The organism is Dechloromonas sp. H13, assembly GCF_009469615.1.
Lineage (GTDB): Bacteria > Pseudomonadota > Gammaproteobacteria > Burkholderiales > Rhodocyclaceae > Azonexus.
Genome location: NZ_SSXX01000002.1, coordinates 319408 through 344879 on the forward strand (window position 1 = coordinate 319408; position 25472 = coordinate 344879).

A 25472-nucleotide genomic window follows, 5' to 3' on the forward strand; every position below is an offset into this window, starting at 1 on the left:
TTTTCCCTTATTTCTGGCCGTTGACCGCAGCAGTGCCGGCGCTGTTGCCCGGTTTCCAGATCTGGCCGATGGCAACCTTGGTCAGCTTTTTCTGGCGGCCGTAGATCAGGTTGACCAGCGAGCGCGAGACGACGACCGAGGAGAAGATCGAGGTCAGGATGCCGAGGCAGTGCACCACCGCGAAGCCGCGCACCGGGCCGGAGCCGAAGATGAGCAGGGCGAGGCCGGCGATCAGCGTGGTGATGTTGGAGTCGAGGATGGTCCCGAAGGCGCGCTCGTAGCCTTCCGAGATCGCCGCCTGCGGGGGCATCCCGGCGCGCAGTTCCTCGCGGATGCGTTCGTTGATCAGCACGTTGGCGTCGATCGCCATGCCCAGCGTCAGCGCGATGGCGGCGATGCCGGGCAGGGTCAGAGTGGCCTGCAGCAGCGACAGGATGGCGATCAGGAACAGCAGGTTGGAGGCCAGTGCCAGCACCGAGACGACGCCGAAGATCTGGTAATAGACGATCATGAACACGGCGATGGCGGCGAAGCCCCACAGCGTCGAGTGGAAGCCCTTCTTGATGTTGTCGGCGCCGAGGCTGGGGCCGATGGTGCGTTCCTCGACGATGTCCATCGGCGCCGCCAGCGAGCCGGCGCGCAGCAGCAGGGCGGTGTCGTTGGCTTCCATGCTGCTCATGCGGCCGGAAATCTGGACGCGGCCGCCGCCGATTTCGGTGCGGATGACCGGCGCGGTGACGACCTCGCCCTTGCCCTTCTCGATCAGCAGGATGGCCATGCGCTTGCCGACGTTGTCGCGCGTGATGTCCTTGAATATGCGGGCGCCGGCCGAATCCAGCGTCAGGTGCACGGCCGGCTCCTGGGTCTGGTTGTCGAAGCCGGGCTGGGCGTCGGTCAGGCGGTCGCCGGTGAGGACGACCTGCTTCTTGACCAGCAGCGGCTGGCCGCCGCGCTCGGTATACACCTCGGTGCCGAACGGCGGGTTGCCGGCGAGCGCCGCTTCCAGCGCGCCGGGGGAATCGTCGACCATGCGGATTTCCAGGGTCGCGGTGCGGCCGAGGATATCCTTGGCCTTGGCCGTATCCTGCACGCCGGGCAGTTGGACGACGATGCGGTCGGCGCCCTGCTGCTGGATCACCGGCTCGGCGACGCCGAGTTCGTTGATCCGGTTGTGCAGGGTGGTGATGTTCTGCTTGAGCGCGAATTCGCCGATTTTCTTCTGGGCTTCCGGCTTGAGCGTGGCGACCAGGCGCAGGTCGCTGCCTTCGCCCTGTTCGGCCAGCACCAGGTCCGGCTGGCTGTCGGCGATGGCGTTGCGCGCCTTGTCGCGGGTTTCGGTATCGCGGAATTTGACGACCAGGCGATCGCCCTCGCGGTTGACGCCGGCGTGGCGGATGTTCTTGTCGCGCAGCACTGTGCGCAGGTCGGCTGAAACGGAATCGAGACGCTTGGTCAGCGCCCCCTTCATGTCGACCTGGAGCAGGAAGTGCACGCCGCCGCGCAGGTCGAGGCCGAGGTACATCGGCAGCGCGTGCAGCGCGGTCAACCACTGCGGCGAGGCCGAAAGCAGGTTGAGGGCGACGACGTATTGCGGGTCGGCGGGGTCCGGGTTGAAGGTCCGTTCCAGGATGTCCTTGGCCTTCAGCTGGGTGTCGGTATCGCGGAGCCGGGTCTTGACGCCGTTGAAGTCGAGCTGGATGCCGTCGTGCGTGATGCCGGCGCCCTTCAGGGCGTCCTCGACGCGGGCCAGCGTCTTCTGGTCGACCTTGAGCGTGGCCTTGGCGCTGGAAACCTGCACGGCAGGCGATTCGCCGAAGAAATTGGGCAGGGTATAGACGAAGCCCAGCACCAGCGCGATGGCGACGGTGATGTACTTCCAGAGTGGGTAGCGATTCATAGGGGCTTCAAAGCGAAAAAGGCGGCCAGCGGCCGCCTTCCGGGGTGGATTACAGCGACTTCAGGGTGCCCTTGGGCAGGACCAGGCCGATGGCCGGCTTCTGGAGGACGACTTCGGTGCCTTCGGCGATTTCGACGGTCACGTAGTTGTCGCCGACCTTGACGATCTTGCCGACGATGCCGCCCTGGGTGACGACCTCGTCGCCCTTGGCCAGCGCGCCAAGCAGCGCCTTGTGTTCCTTGGCCTTCTTCATCTGCGGGCGCACCATCAGGAACCACAGCACGGCGAACATCAGGATCATCGGCAGCAGCTGCATGAAGCCGCCGGTGGGGTCGGACGAGGCGGCAGCGGTCTGGGCGTGGGCGAGACTAATCATGGAAACTCCTGAAAGCGATCAAATCGAAACGTAACATTCTATCACTGGCCGGATGATCGATCGCGGGCAAAGGCGGCCGACCATGGTTCCAGCGTGCCGGTCTCGATGGCGGCGCGCATTTCGGCCATGATGGTCTGGTAGAAATGCAGGTTGTGGATGGTGTTGAGCATGCTGCCGAGGATCTCGCCGGCGCGGAACAGGTGGTGCAGGTAGGCGCGGCTGAAATTTGCGCAGGTGTAGCAGGTGCACGACGGGTCGAGCGGGCCGGTGTCGGTCTTGTGCCGGGCGTTCTTGATCTTGAGGTCGCCGAAGCGGGTGAACAAATGGCCGTTGCGGGCGTTGCGGGTCGGCATCACGCAGTCGAACATGTCGATGCCGGCTTTTACCGAGTGGACCAGGTCTTCCGGCGTGCCGACGCCCATCAGGTAGCGTGGCTTGTGGATCGGCAGTTGCGGCGCCGTGTGGGCGAGAATGCGCGCCATGTCCTCCTTCGGCTCGCCGACCGACAGGCCGCCGATCGCCATGCCGTCGAAGCCGATCCGGTCGAGGCCGGCCAGCGACTCGTCGCGCAGGTCCTCGTACATGCCGCCCTGGACGATGCCGAACAGCGCGTTGCGGTTCTCCAGACGGTTGTGCTCGTCGCGCGAACGCTGTGCCCAGCGCATCGACAGGCGCATCGACTTGGCCGCCTCGTCGCGCGTCGCCGGGTAGGGCGTGCATTCGTCGAAGATCATGACGATGTCGGAATTCAGCACGTGCTGGATCTGCATCGAGATTTCCGGGGTCAAGAAGAGCTTGGCGCCGTCGATCGGCGAACTGAACTTGACGCCTTCCTCGGTGATCTTGCGCATGGCGCCCAGCGAAAAGACCTGGAAGCCTCCGGAGTCGGTCAGGATGGGCTTCTGCCAGCCCATGAAGTCGTGCAGGCCGCCGTGGGCGTGGATGACGTCGAGCCCCGGGCGCAGCCACAGATGGAAGGTATTGCCGAGGCAGATCTGCGCACCGATGTCGGCAAGGGACTGCGGCGTCATCGCCTTGACCGTGCCGTAGGTGCCGACCGGCATGAAGACCGGGGTCTGGACGATGCCGTGCGCCAGCGTCAACGCGCCGCGGCGGGCGGCGCCATCGGTCTTGAGGAGTTCAAACTGCATCGGATTTCTCGAGAAGCATGGCGTCGCCGTAGCTGAAGAAGCGGTAGCGCTCAGTGACGGCGTGGGCGTAGGCGGCGCGGATGTGATCGTAGCCGGCGAAGGCCGAAACCAGCATGAGCAGGGTCGATTTCGGCAGGTGGAAATTGGTGATCAGCCGGTCGACGACCTGGAAGCGGTAACCAGGGGTGATGAAGATGTCGGTCTCGGCCGGGCCGGCGTTGACCGTGCCGTTGGCATTGCCGGCCGATTCCAGTGCGCGCAGGCTGGTCGTGCCGACGGCGACGACGCGGCCACCGGCGGCGCGCGTGGCGGCGATGGCGGCGGCGGTCGCCGGTGGAATCTCGAAGCGCTCGCTGTGCATCCGGTGTTCGGCGATCTTCTCGACGCGCACCGGCTGGTAGGTGCCGGCCCCCACGTGCAGGGTCAGGAAGGCGGTGTTCACGCCTTGCGCGCGCAGGGTGTCGAGCATCGCCTCGTCGAAGTGCAGGCCGGCGGTCGGCGCTGCGACGGCACCCGGTTCGCGGGCATAGACCGTCTGGTAGCGCGTTTCGTCGGCGCCGTCGGCGGGGTGGTCGATATAGGGTGGCAGCGGCAGGGCGCCGTAGCGTTCGGCGAGATCCCACAGGCTGCTGCGGTCGACCGTCTCCAGGGCGAAGAATTCGCCGACGGCGCCCGCCCGCCCGGTGACGACCACCTCGAAGGCATCGGCCAGGCGGAGCCGCGTGCCGGGCCTGGGCGACTTGCTGGCGCGCACCTGGGCGATGGCATGGCCGGCGTCGACAATGCGCTCGAGCAGCACCTCGACCTGGCCGCCGGTTTCCTTGTGCCCGAAGAAACGCGCCTTGATGACGCGGGTATCGTTGAAGACGAGCAGGTCGCCGGCCTGCAGCAGCGTCGGTAGCTCGGCGAAACGGCGGTCTACGAGTTGTCGGCCGCAGACGTGCAACAACCGGCTGCCGCGCCGTTCGGCAGCCGGATGCTGGGCGATCAGTTCGGGCGGGAGGGGAAAGTCGAAGTCGTCGACGGTCAGCGACATGGATTCGGCATCCGCCGCCCCGGCAACGCAGTCAAATTCCCGCTCACTGTCCGGGGTTCCGCATCTTTTCGCCGAACATCTGCGCGACGGCGAGCTGATGGCCGAGCAGGGCCTTCTCGAAGGATTCCGGCTGAACGCGGCATTCGTACTCGGTGGTCGACGAGAAGCCGCCGATGGCGCCGGTGCCGCCGACGCCACCCAGGCGGGCGGCGATACTCACGACGTTGAGCGCCACCAGCGCGACGTTCTTGGCGGTGTCGACGGTCTTGGTGCCGTCGCTGGTGACATTGACCAGCTCGCCGATGTCGCCGGTTTCGGCGATCTCGCCCAGCCGCACCCGCGCCTTGTTGCCGTCCGGCGTGATGAAGGCGTAGCGCGAGACGAAGTCCACGAAGCTCGCCGCCGCACGCGTCGACACCTTGCCGCCACTCCAGAAGCTGGTGTCCGGCGTCAGCTGGCCGCCGAGCACGGTCAGGCGCACCTTGAGGATGCTGGCATCCAGCTTCTTGGCGATCTTTTCCTCGATCATCTGCGCCTGGGCGGTCGAGAAGCCGCCGGCAAAGCGCGTGCCGAAGGTCAGGAAGTCATCCTTCTTCGGCTTGGTGAACGGCGGCGTGAACATGTAGATGAACTGGGTTTCGTCGCTCAGGTGCAGCGGCAGTCCGTTGGCGCTGAAGAACAGGCCCTTGCCGGCATTGGCGTCCTGTTCGCTGGGCAGCGGGGTGACGCCGGTCGCCGCAAGTTCGGCGAACTCGGGCAGGGCCTTCAGTTCTTCCAGGGGAACGACCTCGATCCCCTGCGCCTTGAGTTGCTCGACGCTTTGCTGGTAGAACTTGTCGGTGATCGCCTGGAACTGCTCGTTGCTGCCGCCGACCAGCTTGATCGAAACGTCGGAATCCGCTCCGATCATCGCCTCGAGGCCGCTGAGTGATTTCGTGTACTTCAGTTCGCTGACGAAATCGACCATGTAATTGGTGATGACGACGCGCTTGATGGCCGGCAGATATTCCGGATTGTCGACCTTGACGAACTTCTCGGCCTGGGCCTTGATGTCGCCGGCCGGATCGAGATCGGCCGCGGCAACCGCGCCGATCATCAGGCTGCAGGCGGCAGCCAGGAATGCGCGCTTGACGGATGGATTCATGACGGATACCCCTGTTGGATTTATTGGAACGACGATTCTAGCAAGGCTGGTACCAGGGTCAATGACATACGGGTGAAGTGCCGGGGCTGATAGTGCGGGGGGTCGTGTGCCGGAATCGGGGGCTTGCTTCCCGGCATTGTTCGGCGCAGAATGCAAAGTCCACCCCTTTGCCAGCGGCGAAAAATCCAGTTTGGATAAAACGCCATCGATTCAATGGCTTGCGGGGGCGAAATTGTTGCACATTTCTTCCGGTTTGGCTCGCCTTCCTTGCTTGCCATCCCGGCGGATTTCACGGTTTCGGTTTTTTGCATGAACCCGAGGCGGGATTTCCGGTCCATAAGACTCTGTGACAATCGCTGGAGGCAGAATGGAAAATGCTTCAATCGAGCGACGGCACCAGCCACGGCCAAAGCTGCCGCCGCCACAACCAGACACAATGGAACGTCGGGGCGCCGGACTGGATGGCGACCGGACATTGCAGGAAGCGCCCATGAACATTTGGCAGGCGCTGGCAAACGCCCAGGCCATGAGGCAGTCGGGCAAGCTGTAAATCTTCGCGGTTCCCTTCGATGGCTCGCCGTTCGGCTCTCCGCCGAAAGGTGCGATGGCTGCTGAAATTGAGCGAGTCGAATTCGTATCGGCGAGCGGGTATCATGTCCCTCGGGCGCCTGAGGGTGGCGGCGCGTGTCGTCGGAGGGGCGGATGGAGCCGGAAGAAGCTGACGAACTGCAACGCATCGTTCTCGAGGCGCAGACCAGAATCGAGGCGCAGGCGCTCGACGTGGCCCGCGAACTGGGACTGCAGCGGCTGGTCGGGATGATCCGCGCCGACATGCAGCAGATCGAGCGCGCGCTGCGCGAACTGGCCGACCGGCAGCGTGCCGCCGAGGCGCGACAGGTCGGCAAGGACAGCTGGCCGTTCTAGGGCGCTCATGCCCGATTGCCGGCCATCGTTTCGGCGCCAGATAAACATATAAAGGCCTTCTTTCCGGAAGGCCTCGTTTCTTGCTACCTGGTGCCCCGAGCCAGACTCGAACTGGCACACCTTTCGGCGGCGGATTTTGAATCCGCTGCGTCTACCGATTCCGCCATCGGGGCGAATGGAGCGCGGATTATCCCCGAATCACTTCCGGGGTTCAAGCGGCTCGGTGCAGGGGAAGGTTTTCGCGAGGGCAGCGGCGACCAGGGTGGCCGTGCTGCTTTCCGGGTTCGGCGGCTGCCGTTCGAGATGGGAGAGGACTGCGCGCACCAGACGGTAGGAAAGGTCGCGGCCGGCCGGCAGGCAGAACGCGTTGAGCCTGATGCCGACCGATTCGGCGAGGAAATCGCTGACTGCGTAGCCGTCGGCGAAGCCTTCGACATAGCCGATGCAGCGTGCGCCCCGGGGGGACTGGTAGGGGTCGAGCCGGCCTTGTTTGGCGTAGGCTTCTTCGGCGGCCTGGCAATCCTCGCGCAGTTCCTTGCCGGAGTAGGCGTGTGCCGGAAGGGTAAGAAGCGCTGCGATCAACAACAGCAGGTATTTCATGTCTTTTCGAACCAGCTGAGCTTGGCGTGCAGGTTGACGACACTGCCGACGACGATCAGCGCCGGCGGCTTGATGCCGGTTTCCTCGATCCGGTGCGGCAGGGTGCCGAGCGTGGCAAGCAGCGTCTGCTGGTCGGGCAGCGTACCGTTGCGGATGACGGCGGCCGGGGTCAGCGAGGGGAGTCCGTGATTGATCATCTGCCGGCAGATTTCGCCGGCGGCGCCGATGCCCATGTAGAAGACGACGGTCTGGTTGGGGCGGGCGAGCGCCGGCCAGTCGAGATTCACCGTGCCATCCTTGAGGTGGCCGGTGACGAAGGTGACGGCCTGGGCGTGGTCGCGGTGGGTCAGCGGGAAGCCGGAATAGGCGGCGCAACCGGCAGCGGCGGTGACGCCGGGCACCACTTCGAAGGGAATGCCGGAAGCGACCAGCGTTTCCAGTTCCTCGCCGCCGCGGCCGAAGATGAAGGGGTCGCCGCCCTTGAGGCGGACCACGGACAGGCCTTCGCGTGCCAGGTCGACGAGCAGGGCGTTGATCGACTCCTGCGGCAGGGTGTGCTTCGACGCTTCCTTGCCGGCGTAGATGCGGCGGGCGTCGGGGCGCGCAAGATCCATGATGCCTTCCCCGACCAGATGATCGAAGACCAGTACGTCGGCCCGGGCAATCAGGCGGGCGGCCTTGACGGTGAGGAGGTCGGGGTCGCCGGGGCCGGCACCGATCAGCCAGACCTTGCCGGCTGCGAGAGGGTTGCGATTGTCCATGATGCCCTTGTGTCTTTGGCCGCTCATCCTAATGCGGGAATCCGTGCCTGCCAATAGGGCGCCCCGGCCAACGTACTGGCTATAGTTCGAACGAACTAGGCGACTAATGCGTAGTGACTATAAGCAATTGAATATCAACGGTTTCTGATGCGCCAAAAGCTTGATGAGCATCAAGGATGCCCGGTGGGGTCAGGTTCAACCTAACGCCCATCGCGTCGGGGATTGGGCGCGCCTTGTTTTGTTCTAGGAGAGGAAGATGAAAAAAACCGTAGTGGGGATGCTTGCAATGACTGCCATGGCCGCGGCCATGGGTTCCGCGTTTGCCCAGGAGGCGGCCAAGGCGGCGCCGACGCTGACAGCAGAGGAGAAGGAACAGGCCAAGAAGATTTATTTCGAGCGCTGCGCCGGCTGCCACGGCGTGCTGCGCAAGGGCGCCACCGGCAAGAACCTCGAGCCGCACTGGACCAAGAAGGACAAGGACGGCAACGTCACCGAGGGTGGCACCACCAAGCTCGGCCAGCAGCGTCTGGAGAAGATCATCGGCTACGGCACCGACGGCGGCATGGTGAACTTCGACGACATCCTGACCAAGGAAGAAATCGCCCTGATGGCGAAGTACATCCAGAACACCCCGGATACGCCGCCCGAGTACAGCTTCAAGGACACGATGGATTCTTGGAAGGTGATCGTGCCGGTCAAGGATCGCCCGACCAAGCAGATGAACAACTTCAACCTGAAGAACATGTTCTCGGTGACCCTGCGCGACACCGGTGAAGTGGCGCTGATCGACGGCGACACCAAGGAAATCCGCTCCATCGTCAAGACCGGCTACGCGGTGCATATCTCGCGCATGTCCAAGTCCGGCCGCTATGTCTACGTGATCGGTCGTGACGGTCGCCTGTCGCTGATCGACCTGTGGATGGAAAAGCCGGCCGTCGTCGCCGAAGTCAAGATCGGCTTCGATGCCCGCTCGGTCGATACCTCCAAGTTCAAGGGCTTCGACGACAAGTACGCCATCGCCGGTTCCTACTGGCCGCCGCAGTACGTGATCATGGAAGGCGACACGCTGAAGCCGCTCAAGGTGGTGTCCACCCGTGGCATGACGGTCGATGGCGAATACCATCCGGAACCGCGCGTCGCCTCGATCGTCGCTTCCGAAATCAAGCCGGAATGGGTGGTCAACATCAAGGAAACCGGGCAGATCCTGCTCGTCGATTATTCCGACATCAACAACCTGAAGACGACCACCATCGGCTCCGCCAAGTTCCTGCACGACGGTGGCTGGGATGCCTCCAAGCGCTACTTCCTGGTGGCGGCCAACGCTTCCAACAAGATCGCCGCGGTCGACACCAAGACCGGCAAGCTGGCGGCGCTCGTCGATGTCGCCAAGATCCCGCACCCGGGGCGCGGCGCCAACTTCGTGCATCCGCAATATGGCCCGGTCTGGGCGACGGGCCACCTCGGCGCCGACGTCGTGACGCTGATCTCGACGCCGTCCGACGACAAGAAGTTCGCCAAGTACAAGGACAAGAACTGGAAGGTCGTCCAGGAAATCAAGCACGTGCCGGGCAACCTGTTCGTCAAGACGCACCCGAAGTCCAAGAACCTGTGGGCCGACTCGCCGCAGAACCCGGACAAGGACCTGGCTGAATCCGTCGCCGTCTGGGACATGGCCGACCTGTCCAAGCCCAAGGCCGTGCTCAACGTGGCCAAGGACTCCGGCCTGCCGCCGACCAAGGCGGTCAAGCGCGCCGTCCATCCGGAATATTCGGCCGACGGCAAGGAAGTCTGGATTTCGCTGTGGGGCGGCAAGACTGACCAGTCCGCCATCGTCGTCTATGATGATGCAACGCTGAAGGTCAAGAAGGTGATCACCGATCCGAAGATGATCACGCCGACCGGCAAGTTCAACGTCTATAACACGCAGCACGACATCTACTGATTCGGCGCCAGCCTGATCCTGTAACGAAAACGGGGGCGCAAGCCCCCGTCTCGCATGTAAAACGGAGATAACGATGAACCAGAAATTGACCTCGCTGTTCGTGATGGGTGCCTTCATGGCGCTCGGCTCCCAGGTTGCCTTCGCCAACCCGGACTGGAGCAAGGTGCCGAAGAAGGATATCCACGTCATCCACCCCGGCGTCGCGCCGGTCGAGTGGGTGAAGAGCGGCGACCACAGTGGCGCCAGCGGCCTGAAGAAGGGCGAGACCTGCGCCGGTTGCCACATCACCGACGGCAACAAGCTCGACATCGACCTCAAGCGCCTGGCCAGCAAGGAAATGGAGCCGAAGGGCGCGCCGAAGACCATGACCTACCCGGTCAGCGTCCAGGCGGCCTACGATGCCACCAATCTCTACGTCCGCCTGACCTTCAAGGCGCCGGCCGGCGGCGCCGACCATTCGGACAAGGACAACGAGGTCAAGGCAACCGTCATGTTCCCCAACGACAAGGTGCCGCTGGGCGACCAGGCCGGCTGCTGGGCGGCTTGCCACAAGGACGCCCGCACCATGCCGGGCGCCGACGACAAGAAGACCAAGTACGCGACGCCGGGCGCCATGGACCTCATGCAGTGGAAGAGCGGCGGTGGCGGCAAGGCGGTCGACGGCACGGTCACCGACAAGCGCAACATGGAAGGCGGCAAGGCCGGCGTGACGGCCGAGGGCAGCAAGTCCGGCGACACCTACACCGTGACCTTCACCCGCAAGCTGGCCGGCGGCGTCAATCTGGCCCCGGGCAAGGCGGTGCCGTTCGGGGTGGCGATCCACGCCGACAACGCGGGCGGCCGCTTCCACCACGTTTCCTTCGGCCACACCATCGGTCTCGGTGCCGATGGTGACGTGAAGGCGACCAAGCAGTAGCCATGCAACCGGCCCGGAAACCCATTCGCAGGCGTGCCGGGCCGTTGCTGTTGAAACGGGCGTCGGCCGTGCTGGCGCTCGTTGCCTTTGCGGCCGGCGCGGCCGAGACGGTCGATGTCGCCATCGAAGGCTACAAGTTCATGCCGGCGGAGGTGACGATCCGTGTCGGCGACAGCGTACGTTGGTCCAACCGCGAGAAGCGCACCAGCCATTCGGTGCTGTTCCCGGCGGAGAGCGGGCTGGAATCCGAGCGCCTGTTTCCCGACGAAAGCTGGCAGCGGCAGTTCACCCGGGCGGGGCGTTACGACTACACTTGTGGTCCGCATCCGGAAATGAAAGGTGTCGTGATTGTTGGCGAGTAGGCTGGTTTTTGCCCTTTTCTGGGCGTCGACCGCAACCATGGCCAGCGAGCCCGATGCGGCCCGGCAAAAGGAACTGGTGCGGCTGGTCCGCCAGGATTGCGGTTCGTGCCACGGCATGACCCTGCAGGGCGGCCTCGGACCGGCGCTGCTGCCGGCCACACTGCACGACAAGCCGGCCGAAAGCCTGGTGGCGACCATCTATTACGGGCGCCCCGGCACGCCGATGCCGCCGTGGAAGCAATTCATGTCGGAGGCCGAGGCCGGCTGGATCGTGCAAAAATTGATGAGCGGTTTTCCGCAATGAGGAAGCGATGCGCCTGTTCCTGACTTTCCTGCTCGCCCTGACGCTGGCCGCCTGCGCCGGTCCACAGGTGCGCGGCACCGGCGACCTCGGCCTGGTCATCGAACGCGCCAGCGGCCACGTCACGCTGGTCGATACCACGACACGCCAGCCCTACGCGCGCATCGGCGGGCTCGGCGACCTCTCGCACGCCTCCGCAGTCTATTCGCGCGACGGCCGCTACGCCTTCGTCTTCGGCCGCGACGGCGGGCTGACCAAGATCGACATGCTCGAAGCGAAGGTGGTCAAGCGCGTCATTCAGTCCGGCAACGCCATCGGCGGCTCGATCTCGCAGGATGGCAAGATCGTCGTCGCCCAGAACTACTCGCCGGGCGGCATCAAGGCCTTCGATGCCGCGACGCTCGAATTGCTTTCCGAAGTGCCGGCCGAGTACGCGCCGGGCAAGTTCTCCAAGGTCGTCGGCCTCGCCGATTCGTCCGGCAACAAGTTCGCCTACGCGCTGTTCGAGGCCGGCGAAATCAGGGTCACGGACTTTTCCAATCCGCGTCAGCCGACGACGCAGCGCTTCCCGGCCGGCAGCCAGCCCTACGACGGCCTGGTGACGCCCGACGGCCGCTACTTCCTGGCCGGCCTCTTCGGCGAGGACGGCGTGGCGATGCTCGACCTCTGGCAGCCGGAAAAGGGCGCGCGCAAGATTCTCGAGAACTACGGGCGCGGCCAGGAAAAGCTGCCGGTGTTCAAGATGCCGCACCTGCGCGGCTGGTCGGTGGCGCAGGGCAAGGCCTACCTGCCGGCGATCGGCCGCCACGAGGTGCTGGTCGTCGACGTCGCAACCTGGAAGGAAGTCGGCCGCATCCCGGTGCGCGGCCAGCCGGTGTTCGTCATGGCGCGGCCGGACGGGCGCCAGATCTGGGTCAATTTCGCCTTCCCGGACAACGGCAAGATGGACGTCATTGATACCCTGGCCGGCAAGGTCGTGCACGCCTTCGAGCCGGGCAAGGGCATCCTGCACATGGAATTCACGCCGCGCGGCGAGAACGTCTGGCTCTCGGCGCGTGACGACAACAGGGTGCTGATCTACGACACGACGACCTTCGCCCGCGTCGGCGAAATCGCCGCCGACAATCCGTCCGGCATCTTCTTCACCACGCGCGCTGCGCGCATCGGCTTCTGAAGATGGACGACGCCCTCGAGTTCCACCTGCTCAACGATTTTCAGCGCGATTTCCCGCTCTGTCCGGCGCCCTTCGCCGAGCTGGCGGCGCGCCTCGGGGTCGCCGAAAAGGCGGTGCTCGGCGGTCTCGAGAAGCTGCGCCGCGAGGGCAAGATTTCGCGCGTCGGCGCCGTCTTCGCGCCCAAGCGCATCGGCGCCTCGACGCTGGCGGCGATGGCGGTGCCGCCCGAACAGCTGGCTGCCGTCGCGGCTGCGGTCAACCGCTTCCCCGAGGTCAATCACAACTACGAACGCGAGCACCGCTACAACCTGTGGTTCGTCGTCACCGCCGGCAGCGAAGGCCGCCTGCAGGCGACGCTGGGGGCCATCGAAAAGGCGGCCGGCTACCCGCTGCTGGCCTTGCCGCTGCTCGAGGAATTCCACATCGATCTCGGCTTTCCGCTACAGGGCAACGTGGCGAAGAACGTCGCGACGGCGCGTGAGGTGCATCCGGTGGCGCCGATCGGTGAGGCCGAGCGTCGCCTGGTGTCGGTCCTGCAGGAAGGCCTGCCGCTGTTCATCCGCCCCTTCGCGCTGATCGCCGAGCGCATCGGCGCCTCGGAAAACGAGGTCTTGGCGCGTATCGGCAACTGGCTGGAGGACGGCGCGATCAAGCGTTTCGGCGTCGTTGTCCGCCATCATGAACTGGGCTACACGGCCAACGCCATGCTGGTGCACGACATTCCCGACGAACGCGTCAGCGAACTCGGTCGCGCGCTGGCCGAGGAGCCGGCGGTGACGCTCTGCTACCGCCGCCCGCGCAAGCTCCCGGACTGGCCGTACAACCTCTTCTGCATGATCCACGGCCGCGAACGGGCGGAAGTCGAAAGCATCATCGCCGACCTGCGCCAGCGCCACGGCTTGAACGATTGCGCCCACGACGTGCTGTTTTCGCTGACCCGCTTCAAGCAGAACGGCGCGCGCTATGCTTGAGATTGACGCGGTCGACCGGCAAATCATCGACAAATTGCAGGGCGACTTCCCGCTCTGCGAACGCCCCTACGCCGCGGCGGCCGAACGCCTCGGCATCACCGAGGACGAGTTGCTGGTTCGCCTGCAGCGCCTGCTCGACGCCAGGGTGCTGACCCGCTTCGGACCGATGGTGCAGATCGAGCGCATGGGCGGCGCCTTCGTGCTGGCCGCGCTGGCGGTGCCGGAAGCGCGCTACGACGAGGTGACGGCGCTGGTCAATGCACTGCCGCAGGTCGCCCACAACTACCGCCGTGAGCACGCCCTGAACATGTGGTTCGTGCTGGCCACCGAAACGCCGGCCGGCATCGCCGAGGCGGTCGCGCGCATCGAGGCCGACACCGGTCTGCCGGTCTTCGCCTTCCCCAAGGAGCGCGAGTATTTCGTCGAGATGAAACTGGCGGCGCGCGCATGAAGGATGCCCTGCGACTCGACGCCATTGATCGCGCGCTGATCGTCGCCACGCAGGGCGGCCTGCCGCTCGTCGCCCGGCCCTATCAGGCGATTGGCGAGCAGGTCGGCATTGCCGGCGACGAAGTGATGCGCCGTCTGCAGGCCATGCTCGAATCCGGCGTCATCCGCCGCATTGGCGCCGTGCCCAACCATTATGCCATCGGCTGGACAGCCAATGGCATGACGGTGTGGGACGTTCCCGATGTACGCGTCGACGAACTCGGCGCCCGCGTCGGCGCGCTGGATTTCGTCACCCATTGCTACCGCCGGCCGCGCGCACTGCCCGATTGGCCGTACAACCTGTTCGCCATGGTGCACGGCAGTTCGCGCGACGAGGTCCGGGACAAGGCCGCGCAGATCGCCGAACTGCTCGGCGCCGACTGCCGCGCGCGCGACGTGCTCTTCTCGACGCGCATCCTGAAAAAGACCGGCCTGCGGATCTGAAAATCCGGCCTGCCGAATTTGCAGGTGGCCTGCCAAATTGGCATGACGCGAAAATTTGTCGAATCAACGGGTTAGCGTTTTTACGGGGAGGCACGTCTGTCAATTTGGCATGACGCGCTTTTTCGTCGCCTTTGGCGTGCGCGCAATAACCGTTGTAAATCATATGGTTGGCGGATTTCTCCGGATTGGCACGGTGTGTGCAGAACATTCACCACCCGTGCAAGGGGCGCGGGACGCCTTCGCCGACAGATGCGAGGGCGGTGAATTCATTACAATCCATCATATGTGAGGTATTACATGAAGAAGATCGCTACCGTTATCGCCATCGCCGCCGCTTTCGCCGCCAACGTCTACGCTGCTGACCAGAAGGGCATGTCCGGGATGGAAGGCCAGAAGGGCATGTCGGGCATGGGCGGCATGTCGGGCATGGAGGGTCAGAAGGGCATGTCCGGGATGCAGGGCATGGAAGGTCAGAAGGGCATGTCCGGTATGGGCGGCATGTCGGGCATGGAAGGCAAGAAGTCCAAGTCCAAGCGGGAAGGCATGTCGGGCATGGGCGGGATGTCCGGCATGGGTGGTATGGAAGGCAAGAAGTAACACGCTCCGTGATGCGAGTGAGGCAGGGCAGGCCAGCCTGCCTCGCTCCCGATTCGACTCTGGCGAAAAAATGAAAAAATCGATTCTGGTGTTCGGGTGGTTGGCGGTTGCCGGTGGCGCCGCGGCGCAGGCACAGGAATTCATCGGCGGCCTGACGCCGGACAGGCGTCCCGAGGGGGCGCCCGTCATCACCGTGTTCGAACAGACGCCGGCGTGGCAGGCGCAGGCCCGGCACGGCATCGCCGCGCCGCAGACGGGGATCGCCTTCCTGAACGATCAGGGCGCCTGGTATACCCCGTTCATTCATCCCAACAGCACCGGCCGCTACGACATTCGCGGCTTTTACAGTGCCCAGGGAGCCAAGGAATAATCATGACGAACCCGAAAGTCGGGATTGCGATCCTCGCCCTGGTGCTCGGGGCGTCGCTGGTCGGCGGCTTCGCCGGCTGGCAGATTCGCCAGCAACAGGCACAGGGGGCGGGCGGCGTGCACGATGCGGACAGCGCGTTCAAGGGGCACAAGGACATCCTGCGCGCCACCTACGACCCCATCCATTTCCGGCACGCCATCGAAACCGCGCGCGACGAACAATGCCTGGCATGCCATCGCGAAGTGCTCGAGGACAAGGTCCGGACCCATTCCCCGGCCGGCATCAAGGCCGGTTCCAGCAAGGCCTGGTATCAGCAGCTCAGCACCTACAGCGGAGAGCAGGACACCTTTCATCGCCGTCACCTGACCTCGCCGCTGGCCAGGGAACTGATGAACCTTTCCTGCAACACCTGTCACCAGGGCAGCGACCCGCGCGACGAAGCCCAGGGCACGTCGGCGACCGGGACGCCGCAGAGCGACGACGGCTTCACCCTGCGCAAGACCGTCAATCCCGAAACGACCTGCCTGAAATGCCACGGCCAGATGAACGCGACGGTGATGGGCTTGCCCGCGCCATGGCCGGGTGCGAAGGAGATGTTCGGCAACTCCTGCATCACCTGCCATGCCGCCATCCGCACGGTCCGGCATCGGGTCAGCTACCTCAAGGCCGAGGCGATCGAGGCGGCGGGGCAGAAGAATGCCGACGTCTGCTACGGCTGCCACGGCGGGCGGGCCTGGTACCGCATCGAATATCCCTATCCGCGGCATCCGTGGGAAGGCATGGCGCCGGAGGTGCCGGACTGGGCGAAGAATCGTCCGCTGACGAGCGAGGCCCGTTTTACCCTGCCGGCCGGCGGACAGAATACGAAATAAGGACGCAGCATGGACACGCAACGCAACTGGCTGGATGTTCTCAATCCGCAGCGCCGCAGCTTCCTCAAGACGGTCGGCGCCGGCGCGGCGGTGGCGACGACCGGCGGCCTGGTCGAAATCGGGCTCGGCGAGCAGCAGGCGATCGCTTTTCCCTACGCGCCGTATCCGCGCGACGACGACCTGACGACCGTCGTCACCTCCTGCGACCACAACTGCGGCTCGCGCCACATGCTGGTCGCGCACAAGAAGGGCGACGTCATCGTGCGCCTGTCGACCGACGACGGGCGTTACCAGGAAGGCGGCAAGTTCGGGCTCGACACCGAGGAGGCACCGCAACTGCGCGCCTGCCTGCGTGGCCGCTCCTACCGTTCGCGCCTCTACTCGCCGGAACGCCTGCTCTACCCGATGCTGCGCGTCGGCGAGCGCGGCGAGGGCAAGTTCAAGCGCGTGTCGTGGGACGAAGCCCTCGACCACGTCGCCAGGAAGATGGTCGAGATCAAGCAGAAGTACGGCCCGACGGCGATCCTCGACCAGGCCTACGCTGGCACCTCCTACGGCGTGCTGCACAAGTCGGACCAGATCGAGGGACTGCTCGCCCGTTTCCTCGGCATGTTCGGCTGCCGCACCAACTCGTGGTCGGTACCTAGCTACCAGGGCACGACCTTCAGCTCGCGCATGACCTTCGGCACCATCACCGACGGCAACGAGGACGACGCCTTCGCGCACAGCAAGCTGATCATCATGTGGGGCTGGAACCCGGCCTACACCTTCCACGGCGGCAACACCTTCTACTACATGCGGCTGGCCAAGCAGCGCGGCTGCAAGTTCGTCGTCGTCGATCCGCAATACACCGATTCGGCGGCGAGCTACGACGCCTGGTGGATTCCGATCAAGCCGAACACCGACGCCGCCATGCTGGCCGGCATGGCGCACCACATCTTCGCCAACAACTGGCAGGACCAGAAGTTCATCGACAAATTCTGCCAGGGCATGGATGCCGGCACGACGCCGGCGCAGTTCGCCGACCGGGAGAACTTCAAGGATTACATTCTCGGCAAGTACGACAACATGCCAAAAACGCCGGAGTGGGCCGAGCAGATTTGCGGGGTTGCTGCGGTCGACATCAAAAAACTGGCCGAAATGTACGCCACGACCAAGCCGGCGGCGCTCAAGGCGAGCTGGGCGCCGGGCCGCGCCAGCTACGGCGAGCAGTACAACCGGATGGCGGCGGCGCTGCAGGCGATGACCGGCAACATCGGCATCCTCGGCGGCTGCGCGGAAGGCGTCGGCAAGGGCTGGCACGCCGAGGCCGTGGCCTATCCCTACGACGAGTACGCCAACGTCTGGTACGCCTCGATCAAGTCCGACCGCTGGGCGCACTGCGTGCTCAACTATCCGAACCTGAAGCGCGAGGAACTCGGGCTATGGCCGCGCAACGATGAACTCGACGGCAAGATTCCCAACATCAAGGCGATCTTCTGGCACGGCTCGGACTGGTTCAATCAGCTGACCAACGTCAACAAGGAGATCCAGGCGATCAAAAAGCTGGAGTTGGTGGTCTGCATGGACTCGACCATCACGCCGTCCGGCCTGTGGGCCGACGTGCTGTTCCCGATCGCCACCCACTTCGAGCGCCACGATGTCGGCTTGCCCTGGTACAAGGGGCATTACTACATCCACCGCCCGAAGGTGATCGAGCCGCTGGGCGAATCGAAGACCGACTTCCAGGTGTTCACCGAGCTTGCCTACCGGATCGAGAAGCTCGACCCGACGGTCAAGGATTTCGGCAAGCGCTACAACCCGAAGGCCGGGCGCGACTATTTCCAGAACAACGACGCGACCGACGAAGCCTATCTGGTCGCCTGGTGGAAGCGCGTCCAGGAACATCAGGGCGTGAAGATGTCCTGGGAAACCTTCAAGCAGCACGGCGTCTACAAGTTCTCCCTGAGCAAGCCGCTGGTCGCCTTCGAGGAGCAGATCAAGGGCGGCGTGCCGTTCGAGACGCCGTCGGGCAAGATCGAAATCCTGTCGACGACGCTGGCCAACATCAAGGACTGGACGCGGACACAGTACGGCTACGAGATTCCCTACATTCCGAAGTGGATCGAGCCCTTCGAATCGCTCAATCACAAGAAGGTGGAAAAATTCCCCTTCCACATGATCACGCCGCATCCGCGCTGGCGCACCCATTCCATTTTCCACAACATCCCTTGGCTGCGCGAAACCTACCAGCAGGAGGTGACGATCAACGCGAAGGATGCCGCGAAGCTCGGCATCAAGACCGGCGACATCGTGGAAATCTGGAACGAGCGCGGCAGGGTGGTGGTGCCGGCCTACGTGACTGAGCGCTGCATGCCCAACGTGGTGGTGCTGTTCGAGGGGGCGTGGATGGATCTGGCCAAGGACGGCACCGACCGCGCCGGCAACCCGGATTTCCTGACCCTCGACCAGCCCAGTCCGGCCGGCGCATTCGCGTACAACACCATCCTGGTGGACATGAAGAAGACCGCGCTGGACCACCGGCCGGGCTGGGATGTGCAGGCCACATCGCGCTCGGCAGTGTTCCGCCGGGACAAGTGAGGCGAGCATGGTCAAGAAGGTCGACAAACAGGAACTCGAACAGGCCATCCGGCGCAAGGTGGCGCAGACTTACGAGCCGGTGAGGCCGGCGGTGCAGCTCGGCTTCGTGCACAACAACGTCGATTGCATCGGCTGCCGCGCCTGCGAGATCGCCTGCAAGGACAAGAACGGCCTGCCGCCGGGGCCGCGCTTCCGGCGCGTCATGTACATCGAAGGCGGCAACTATCCCGAGGTCTTCGCCTACAAGGTGAACATGTCGTGCAACCACTGTGCGGAGCCGGCCTGCCTGCCGACCTGCCCGACCGGCGCGATCTGGAAGCGCGCCGACAACGGTGTCGTCGACATCGACTCGACGCTGTGCATCGGCTGCCGCAAGTGCGAGGCATCGTGCCCCTACGGCGCGCCGCAGTGGGATCCGCAGGCGCAGGTGATCAAGAAGTGCAACATGTGCATCGACGAGCTGGAGGCCGGGCGCAAGCCGTATTGCGTGATGGCGTGCATGATGCGCGTGCTCGACATCGGGCCGGTCGAGGAGATCTGGAAGGGAACGCTCAAGACCAAGGCCGTCGGGCCGCACGAGCAGGTCGTGCGGCAGGTCAGGAACATGGCCGACCCGCGGCTGACCAAGCCGTCGATCGGCTTCGTGCCGCACAGCAAGGGGCGCGTCGACGGAAAATAAGCTTCCTCCGTGATGGATCGCTGCGCTGCGTTGGGCAGATTTGCCGACCGGGCGAGCGGTCGTTTGGGTATGCTTGCCGGATATGCCTGATTTCGGCCGGATTCCTTCGCTTTCCCTCGGGCAGCGCATGCTGCGCCAGGTGCTGCTGGTCGCCGGCGGCGCTTCGCTGCTCTTCGGCCTGCTCTTCCTCGCGCTCTACCGCGACCAGCTGGCGCGCGAAAAGGCGGCCGCCTCCGAACAGATCAACCAGCTGCTGCGCGTCGCCCTCGAAAACGCCATGCTTAAGCGCGACGTGCCCGGCCTGCGCGAGATCGTCGCGCGCATGGGCAGCCTGCCCGGTATCCGCGACGTGATGATCCTGGCGCCGGCCGGCGAGGTACGTTTCGCCTCGCGGCCGGAGAATCTCGGGCGTCACCATCCGGAACTGGCGCGGGCCGGTGCCGGCAACCGTTTCGTCGACGCGCCGGACGGCGGCGAGATCCTGCGCGCCATCAACCCGGTGCCCAACCAGGCGCAGTGCGTGGCCTGCCACGGTCCACTCGAAAAAAACCCCATAAATGGCGTGCTAGTCGTCGACTACCGCGCCGATACCCTGCGCAGCGATGCCTGGCGGAGCGCCGCCCTGTTCGCCCTCGCCGGCGCCGTGGTGCTGGCGCTGACGCTGCTCTCGCTGTGGCGTCTGCTCCGGCAGCGCGTCGTCCGGCCGCTGGCCGAGCTCGACGCCACCGCGCGCGCCCTGAGCGCCGGCGATGTCGCACTGCGCGCCCGGGTTGCCGGCACCGATGAACCGGCGCGTCTGGCTGCCAGCTTCAACCGGATGGCGGACAGCCTGGTCGAGCAGATCGCGCTGGCCGAGACGCAGCAGGCTTACCTGCAGGAACTCCTCGACAGCCTGCCGGACGGCGTGCGTGTCATCCGCCAGAGCGACCTGCGGATCGTCGCGGTCAACCGCGCCTATTGCGCCCAAATGCAGGTGAGCGAAGGCGAGGCGCTGGGGCAGCACTGCTACGCCTCCAGCCATCAGCGCGAAGCGCCGTGCCCGGCGACGCTGGTGGTTTGCCCGGCGGCGGAACTCACGGCGCCCGGGGCGGCGCTCAAGTGCCGTCACCGGCATCGCACCGCGGCGGGGAAAGAGTTTCCGGTCGAGGTTCATGCGGTGCTGATCGAGCGCCGGCACGGCGATGCCACCGAGCGGCTGATCGTCGAATCGACCAGCGACCTGTCGCATGTCGCGCGGCTGTCGCAGGAGCAGCGCCTTTCCGAACTCGGGCTGCTCGCCGCCGGCATCGCCCACGAGATCCACAACCCGCTCGGCTCGATCCGGCTCGCGGTCGAGGGCCTGTTGCGCAGCCTGCACCACGGTACGGCCGATCCGGCGCGCCTGGCCGCCTATCTCGAAATGGTCAATGCCGAAATCGACCGCTGCACCGGCGTCACCCAGCGCCTGCTGCTGCTGTCGCGCCTGCCGCAGCAACAGGCCCAGATCGTCCCGCTCAACCCGGCGGTCGGCGATACCCTGCAGCTGCTCGAATACGATGCCGGCAGCCATCGCATCACCCAGCACGTTGCGCTTGATCCCGCGCAGCCGCGCATCCTGGGCGACGATAGCGATCTGCGGATGCTGATCCTCAACCTCGTCCAGAACGCTCACCATGCCATGCCGGCGGGCGGGGATCTACACGTGTCCACCTCGGTCGAGGGGGCGTCGGCGGTCATCGCGGTCCGTGACGCCGGCACGGGCATTCCCCCGGAAAAGATCGGGCGCATCTTCGATCCCTTCTTCAGCGACCGTGCCGATGGCGAAGGCGGCACCGGCCTCGGCCTGACCATCTGCAGGAGCATCGTCGAGCGCTACGGCGGGCGGATCGAGGTGGACAGCACGCCCGGACGGGGCACGCTGTTCAGGGTCGTATTTCCCCTGGTGGATGGTGGCTGAATGAAGAAACTCGTCCTCGTCGTCGATGACGACCGCGTGTTCAACCGCCTGTTGGTCGAGCAGATCGCCGAGATGGGCCTCGACGCGTTCGGCGCCCACAGCTGGCAGGAGGCGCAGCAATTCCTTCAGGAGAGCGAACCCGACCTCGTCCTGCTCGACCTGAAATTGCCCGATGCGGACACGCCGCAACTCGTCGAAACGCTGTCCGGGCAATTCCCGATCGTCGTCCTGACCGGCTACGGCTCGATCCGCAACGCGGTCAGCCTGATCCAGGCTGGCGCCGTCGAATACCTGACCAAGCCGGTCGGGCTCGACGAATTGGAAATCACCCTCCGGCGCGAACTCGACAATGCCGAGCTGCGGCGCCGCAACGCCTTCTATCGCCGGCAACTGGCATCGCGCCGGCCGGGGCCGCTGATCGGCAACTCGCGGGCGATGCACGAGGTCATGAACCTGGTCGAGGCGGTGGCGCCCACCGACGCGACGGTGATGATCCAGGGCGAATCGGGGAGCGGCAAGGAAATGGTCGCCCAAGCCATCCACGAGGCGAGCCGGCGCCGCGGCCGCGAGATGGTCACGGTCGACGGCGGCACCCTGCAGGAAACCCTGTTCGAGTCGGAACTCTTCGGCCACGAGCGCGGGGCATTTACCGGCGCCGAGCGCCAGAAGAAGGGGCTGATCGAAGAGGCCGAGGGGAGCACGCTGTTCCTCGACGAAATCGGCGAAACCAGCCAGGCCAACCAGGCCAAGCTGCTGCGCGTGCTCGAAACGGCGACCTTCCGGCGCCTGGGCGGGACGCGCACCCTGAAAGCCGATGTCCGCTTCGTGGTCGCCAGCAACCGCGACCTGGAGGCCATGGGCCGCGACGGCACGTTTCGCAGCGACCTCTACTTCCGCCTGGCGAGCTTCGTCATCAAGGTGCCGCCGCTGCGTGAGCGGCGCGAGGACATCCCGCTGCTCGCCGAGCATTTCCTGCAACGTTTCGCGCGCGGGGTGGAGCGCCGCCTGACGCCCGAGGCGAGCGAACTGCTGACGGCCTACGACTGGCCGGGCAACGTCCGGGAGCTGCGCAACCTGATCGAACGCGCCGTCATCCTGGCCGGCAGCGAGGCGCGGATCGGCGCCGAACACTTCGGCCCACTCGTCGGGCGGCGCAACGATGCGGTCGTCCTGGCCTTCGAGCACGAACCCAGCCTCGGCGACATCGAACGCGACTACCTGCGCCACACCCTGCTGCGCCACGGCGGCAACCGGGCGCGCGCGGCGGCGGTGCTCGGCATCAGCGAACGCAACATCTACCGCCTGATCAAGCAGTACGAACTGGGGGACTGAGGGCGGGGCCGCCGGCCGGCAGCCCCGGGGTTCCGGTCAGGCTTCGGCGATGCGCCCGGCGATATGGGCGAGGGCTTCCTCGACCTGGTCGATCAGGATCAGGCACAGGTCGCCCGGCCGCAGGCGGGCCAGCGCCGTATCGATGGCGATGAACTCGCCGGTGATCGCGTCGATGTGCTTGGTGCGGCTGGCGTTGGCCAGACCTTCGCGCAGCAGGCCGATGACTTCGCCGTCCTCGCGGCCGCGCTGGCAGGCATCCTGGTAGAGGATGACGTCGTCGAAGGCTTCGCCGAGAATCTCGGTCTGCTGGCGGATGTCGTCGTCGCGCCGGTCGCCGGCGCCGCTGATGACCACCGAGCGGCGCACCGCCGGCATGTTCTCGATGGCGCCGACCAGCGCCTGGATGGCGTCCGGGTTGTGGCCGTAGTCGGCGATCAGCGTAGCGCCCCGGTAGTCGAAGACGTTGAAGCGGCCGGGGGCGGTCGCGGCGTCACTGACGAAGCCGGCCAGCGCGCGCTCGATGCTCTCCCAGGAGAGGCCGAGCGCCCAGCCGGTCGCCGTGGCGGCCATCGCATTCTCGACCTGGAAGCCGATCGTGCCGTTGCGGGTGAGCGGGATGCCGGCGAAGGGGATGCGGTGCTTGCGGCGCCCTTCGCTGCAGACGATGGCGTCGCGTTCGACATGGACGACGCGGCGGCCCTGGGCGCGGTGCGTCGCCAGCACCGGATTCATCCGGTCGCGGGCGAAGAAAATGATGTCGCCCTGGCAATGGTGGGCCATCGCGGCGACCACCGGGTCGGCCGCGTTGAGCACGGCGGTGCCAGTCGGCGCGACGTTCTCGACGATCACCCGCTTGACCACCGCCAGCTCGTCGACCGTGGTGATGTAGTTGAGGCCGAGATGGTCGCCGAGGCCGATGTTGGTGACGACGGCGACGTCGCACATGTCGAAGCCGAGACCCTCTCGCAGCACGCCGCCGCGCGCGGTCTCGAAGACGGCGGCATCGACGTCGGGGTGCATCAGCACGTTGCGGGCACTGCGCGGGCCGGAGCAATCGCCATTATCGATCTGCTTGCCCTGGATATAAACGCCATCGGTGCTGGTCATGCCGACGCGCTGGCCGTTGGCCTCGAAAATGCGGCCGATCAGGCGGCTGGTCGTCGTCTTGCCGTTGGTGCCGGCGATGGCGACGACCGGGATGCGCGCATTGTCGCCATCCGGGAACATCATGCCGACGATGGCCTCGCCGACCGCGCGGCCCTTGCCGAACGAAGGATCGAGGTGCATGCGCAGGCCGGGCGCGGCATTGACCTCGACGATGCCGCCGCCCTGGTCTTCGAGCGGTTTGTGCATGGTGTCGCAGACGACGTCGATGCCGGCGATGTCGAGGCCGACCGTCTGCGCCGCGGCGATGGCGGCGGCCGCCAGCTCGGGGTGCACGTCGTCGGTGACGTCGGTGGCGGTGCCGCCGGTCGACAGGTTGGCGTTGTTGCGCAGCACGACGCGCACGCCGCGCGGCGGTACCGAATCGGCGGTGAAGCCCTGCTCGGACAGGCGGGCCAGCGCGATCTCGTCGAACCGGATCTTGGTCAGCGAGGTGGCGTGACCGTCGGAGCGGCGCGGGTCGCTATTGACGATATCGACCAGTTGGCGGACGGTGTGCCTGCCGTCGCCGATGACCAGCGGCGGGTCGCGGCGGGCGGCGGCGATCAGCTTGTCGCCAATGACCAGCAGGCGCCAGTCGTGGCCCGGCAGGTACTTCTCGACCATGATGTCGTCGCGGAACTCGATGGCAACGCGGTAGGCGCGGCGCACCTGTTCCTCGCTCGTCAGGTTAACAGAAATGCCTTTGCCCTGATTGCCGTCCTGCGGCTTGACGACGACCGGCAGGCCGACCTCCTGTGCTGCAACCCAGGCATCGTCCTCGTCCTCGACCGGACGGCCGTAGGGAACGGCGACGCCGGCGGCGTGCAGCAGTTTCTTGGTCAGTTCCTTGTCCTGCGCAATCGATTCGGCGATGGCACTGGTGAAGCTGGTTTCGGCGGCCTGGATGCGCTTCTGCTTGCTGCCCCAGCCGAACTGGACGAGGCTGCCCTGCGTCAGGCGGCGGAAGGGGATGCCGCGGGCCACGGCGGCCGAGACGATGGCGCCGGTCGAAGGGCCGAGACGGATGTCCTCGTCGAGTTCGCGCAGTTCCTTGAGCGTACCTTCGAGGTCGAAGGGCGTGTCGTCGAGCGCCGACAGGCAGAGCTGCTCGGCGCGCTCGAAAGCCAGGCGGCCGACGTCTTCCTCGGTGTATTCGACGACCACCTGATAGACGCCGGTTTCGACGGTCTGCGCCGTACGGCTGAAGGTGACCGGACAGCCGGCCTGCGCCTGCAGGCCGAGCGCCGCGAATTCGAGCGCGTGGGCCATCGACACGGTGTCGAGGTGGTCGGAAGGGATGAGATCGCCGAGCTCCGGGAAGCGCTCGCGTAGGCGGGCTTCGAAGCCGGGCAGGTGGGCGATGGCGACTTCGGCGCCCTCGCAGGAGACGATGGCCTGGATGGCAGTGTGCCGGCTCCACAGGTTGGGGCCGCGCAGGGCACGAATGCGGGAAACGTCCATGACGCTGGATT

24 protein-coding genes and 1 tRNA gene are annotated in these 25472 nt (G+C 65.6%); 16 read left to right on the plus strand and 9 right to left on the minus strand.

Features of this window, described 5'->3' with window-relative positions:
* Nucleotides 1-7: 7 nt before the first annotated feature.
* Genes secD through GH660_RS06110 form a run of 5 tightly spaced genes read right to left on the minus strand, consistent with a single transcriptional unit; the run spans nucleotide 8 to nucleotide 5604 of the window.
* Entirely contained in the window at nucleotides 8-1897 is a 1890-nt protein-coding gene (gene secD / locus GH660_RS06090; RefSeq protein ID WP_153145764.1) for a protein translocase subunit SecD, read from the minus strand.
* A gap of 49 nt (nucleotides 1898-1946) precedes the next feature.
* Nucleotides 1947-2273 carry a preprotein translocase subunit YajC gene (gene yajC, locus GH660_RS06095; RefSeq protein ID WP_153145765.1) on the minus strand — a complete coding sequence of 109 codons (327 nt, stop codon included), beginning with the start codon at nucleotides 2271-2273 and terminating at the stop codon, nucleotides 1947-1949.
* Nucleotides 2274-2314: 41 nt separating this feature from the next.
* Nucleotides 2315-3424: a tRNA guanosine(34) transglycosylase Tgt gene (gene tgt, locus GH660_RS06100; RefSeq protein WP_153145766.1), complete on the minus strand. Its 1110-nt coding sequence runs from the start codon at nucleotides 3422-3424 to the stop codon at nucleotides 2315-2317.
* Nucleotides 3414-4460, minus strand: a complete 1047-nt coding sequence (gene queA, locus GH660_RS06105) for a tRNA preQ1(34) S-adenosylmethionine ribosyltransferase-isomerase QueA (RefSeq protein ID WP_153145767.1) — start codon at nucleotides 4458-4460, stop codon at nucleotides 3414-3416. Before queA ends, tgt begins: the two co-directional genes overlap by 11 nt.
* A gap of 43 nt (nucleotides 4461-4503) precedes the next feature.
* Entirely contained in the window at nucleotides 4504-5604 is a 1101-nt protein-coding gene (locus tag GH660_RS06110; RefSeq protein WP_153145768.1) for a hypothetical protein, read from the minus strand.
* A 702-nt stretch (nucleotides 5605-6306) separates the two neighbouring features.
* On the opposite strand from GH660_RS06110, the gene GH660_RS06115 reads away from it, so the two are divergent.
* The gene (locus tag GH660_RS06115; RefSeq protein ID WP_153145769.1) at nucleotides 6307-6528 is read left to right on the plus strand and encodes a hypothetical protein; all 222 of its coding nucleotides are present in this window, start codon (nucleotides 6307-6309) and stop codon (nucleotides 6526-6528) included.
* An 88-nt stretch (nucleotides 6529-6616) separates the two neighbouring features.
* Here the strand turns inward: GH660_RS06115 and GH660_RS06120 are convergent.
* The 3 genes from GH660_RS06120 to cobA all read right to left on the minus strand — a co-directional run bounded on the left by GH660_RS06120 (nucleotide 6617) and on the right by cobA (nucleotide 7916).
* A tRNA-Leu gene (locus tag GH660_RS06120) sits at nucleotides 6617-6701 on the minus strand.
* Between the two features lie 25 nt (nucleotides 6702-6726).
* Nucleotides 6727-7128, minus strand: a complete 402-nt coding sequence (locus GH660_RS06125; protein WP_153145770.1) for a Rap1a/Tai family immunity protein — start codon at nucleotides 7126-7128, stop codon at nucleotides 6727-6729.
* On the minus strand, nucleotides 7125-7916 hold the full coding sequence (cobA, locus tag GH660_RS06130) for a uroporphyrinogen-III C-methyltransferase (RefSeq protein WP_228276380.1): 792 nt from the start codon (nucleotides 7914-7916) through the stop codon (nucleotides 7125-7127). Before cobA ends, GH660_RS06125 begins: the two co-directional genes overlap by 4 nt.
* Nucleotides 7917-8145: 229 nt before the next feature.
* Between cobA and GH660_RS06135 the strand changes: the two genes are divergently transcribed.
* From GH660_RS06135 to GH660_RS06205, 15 genes are all read left to right on the plus strand, one after another.
* Nucleotides 8146-9831 (plus strand): cytochrome D1 domain-containing protein, encoded by a 1686-nt coding sequence (locus tag GH660_RS06135; RefSeq protein WP_153145771.1) that lies wholly within the window; start codon nucleotides 8146-8148, stop codon nucleotides 9829-9831.
* Nucleotides 9832-9904: 73 nt separating this feature from the next.
* Nucleotides 9905-10747 carry an ethylbenzene dehydrogenase-related protein gene (locus GH660_RS06140; protein WP_153145772.1) on the plus strand — a complete coding sequence of 281 codons (843 nt, stop codon included), beginning with the start codon at nucleotides 9905-9907 and terminating at the stop codon, nucleotides 10745-10747.
* A gap of 68 nt (nucleotides 10748-10815) precedes the next feature.
* Nucleotides 10816-11109, plus strand: a complete 294-nt coding sequence (locus tag GH660_RS06145; RefSeq protein WP_228276381.1) for a plastocyanin/azurin family copper-binding protein — start codon at nucleotides 10816-10818, stop codon at nucleotides 11107-11109.
* 37 nt (nucleotides 11110-11146) lie between these two features.
* Complete coding sequence (locus GH660_RS06150) at nucleotides 11147-11413, plus strand: cytochrome c (protein WP_153145774.1); 267 nt, start codon at nucleotides 11147-11149, stop codon at nucleotides 11411-11413.
* Between the two features lie 7 nt (nucleotides 11414-11420).
* On the plus strand, nucleotides 11421-12584 hold the full coding sequence (locus tag GH660_RS06155; RefSeq protein ID WP_153145775.1) for a cytochrome D1 domain-containing protein: 1164 nt from the start codon (nucleotides 11421-11423) through the stop codon (nucleotides 12582-12584).
* A gap of 2 nt (nucleotides 12585-12586) precedes the next feature.
* Nucleotides 12587-13555, plus strand: a complete 969-nt coding sequence (locus GH660_RS06160) for an Lrp/AsnC family transcriptional regulator (protein ID WP_153145776.1) — start codon at nucleotides 12587-12589, stop codon at nucleotides 13553-13555.
* Nucleotides 13548-14006, plus strand: a complete 459-nt coding sequence (locus GH660_RS06165; protein ID WP_153145777.1) for an Lrp/AsnC family transcriptional regulator — start codon at nucleotides 13548-13550, stop codon at nucleotides 14004-14006. The genes GH660_RS06160 and GH660_RS06165 overlap by 8 nt, the downstream gene beginning before the upstream one ends.
* The gene (locus tag GH660_RS06170) at nucleotides 14003-14488 is read left to right on the plus strand and encodes an AsnC family transcriptional regulator (RefSeq protein WP_153145778.1); all 486 of its coding nucleotides are present in this window, start codon (nucleotides 14003-14005) and stop codon (nucleotides 14486-14488) included. The genes GH660_RS06165 and GH660_RS06170 overlap by 4 nt, the downstream gene beginning before the upstream one ends.
* A 297-nt stretch (nucleotides 14489-14785) precedes the next feature.
* Nucleotides 14786-15085, plus strand: a complete 300-nt coding sequence (locus GH660_RS06175) for a hypothetical protein (protein WP_194266236.1) — start codon at nucleotides 14786-14788, stop codon at nucleotides 15083-15085.
* Nucleotides 15086-15155: 70 nt separating this feature from the next.
* Nucleotides 15156-15455 (plus strand): hypothetical protein, encoded by a 300-nt coding sequence (locus GH660_RS06180; RefSeq protein ID WP_153145779.1) that lies wholly within the window; start codon nucleotides 15156-15158, stop codon nucleotides 15453-15455.
* A 2-nt stretch (nucleotides 15456-15457) separates the two neighbouring features.
* Complete coding sequence (locus GH660_RS06185; protein WP_153145780.1) at nucleotides 15458-16327, plus strand: hypothetical protein; 870 nt, start codon at nucleotides 15458-15460, stop codon at nucleotides 16325-16327.
* 9 nt (nucleotides 16328-16336) lie between these two features.
* On the plus strand, nucleotides 16337-18907 hold the full coding sequence (locus GH660_RS06190) for a molybdopterin-dependent oxidoreductase (RefSeq protein ID WP_153145781.1): 2571 nt from the start codon (nucleotides 16337-16339) through the stop codon (nucleotides 18905-18907).
* 7 nt (nucleotides 18908-18914) lie between these two features.
* Entirely contained in the window at nucleotides 18915-19586 is a 672-nt protein-coding gene (locus GH660_RS06195) for a 4Fe-4S dicluster domain-containing protein (protein WP_153145782.1), read from the plus strand.
* Nucleotides 19587-19668: 82 nt separating this feature from the next.
* Complete coding sequence (locus tag GH660_RS06200; protein ID WP_153145783.1) at nucleotides 19669-21522, plus strand: PAS domain-containing sensor histidine kinase; 1854 nt, start codon at nucleotides 19669-19671, stop codon at nucleotides 21520-21522.
* Nucleotides 21523-22854 carry a sigma-54 dependent transcriptional regulator gene (locus GH660_RS06205; protein ID WP_153145784.1) on the plus strand — a complete coding sequence of 444 codons (1332 nt, stop codon included), beginning with the start codon at nucleotides 21523-21525 and terminating at the stop codon, nucleotides 22852-22854.
* A 36-nt stretch (nucleotides 22855-22890) separates the two neighbouring features.
* Here GH660_RS06205 and cphA read toward each other — a convergent pair whose 3' ends face one another.
* Nucleotides 22891-25461, minus strand: coding sequence for a cyanophycin synthetase (cphA, locus tag GH660_RS06210; protein ID WP_153145785.1), 2571 nt, complete (start codon nucleotides 25459-25461; stop codon nucleotides 22891-22893).
* Between the last annotated feature and the right edge of the window lie 11 nt (nucleotides 25462-25472).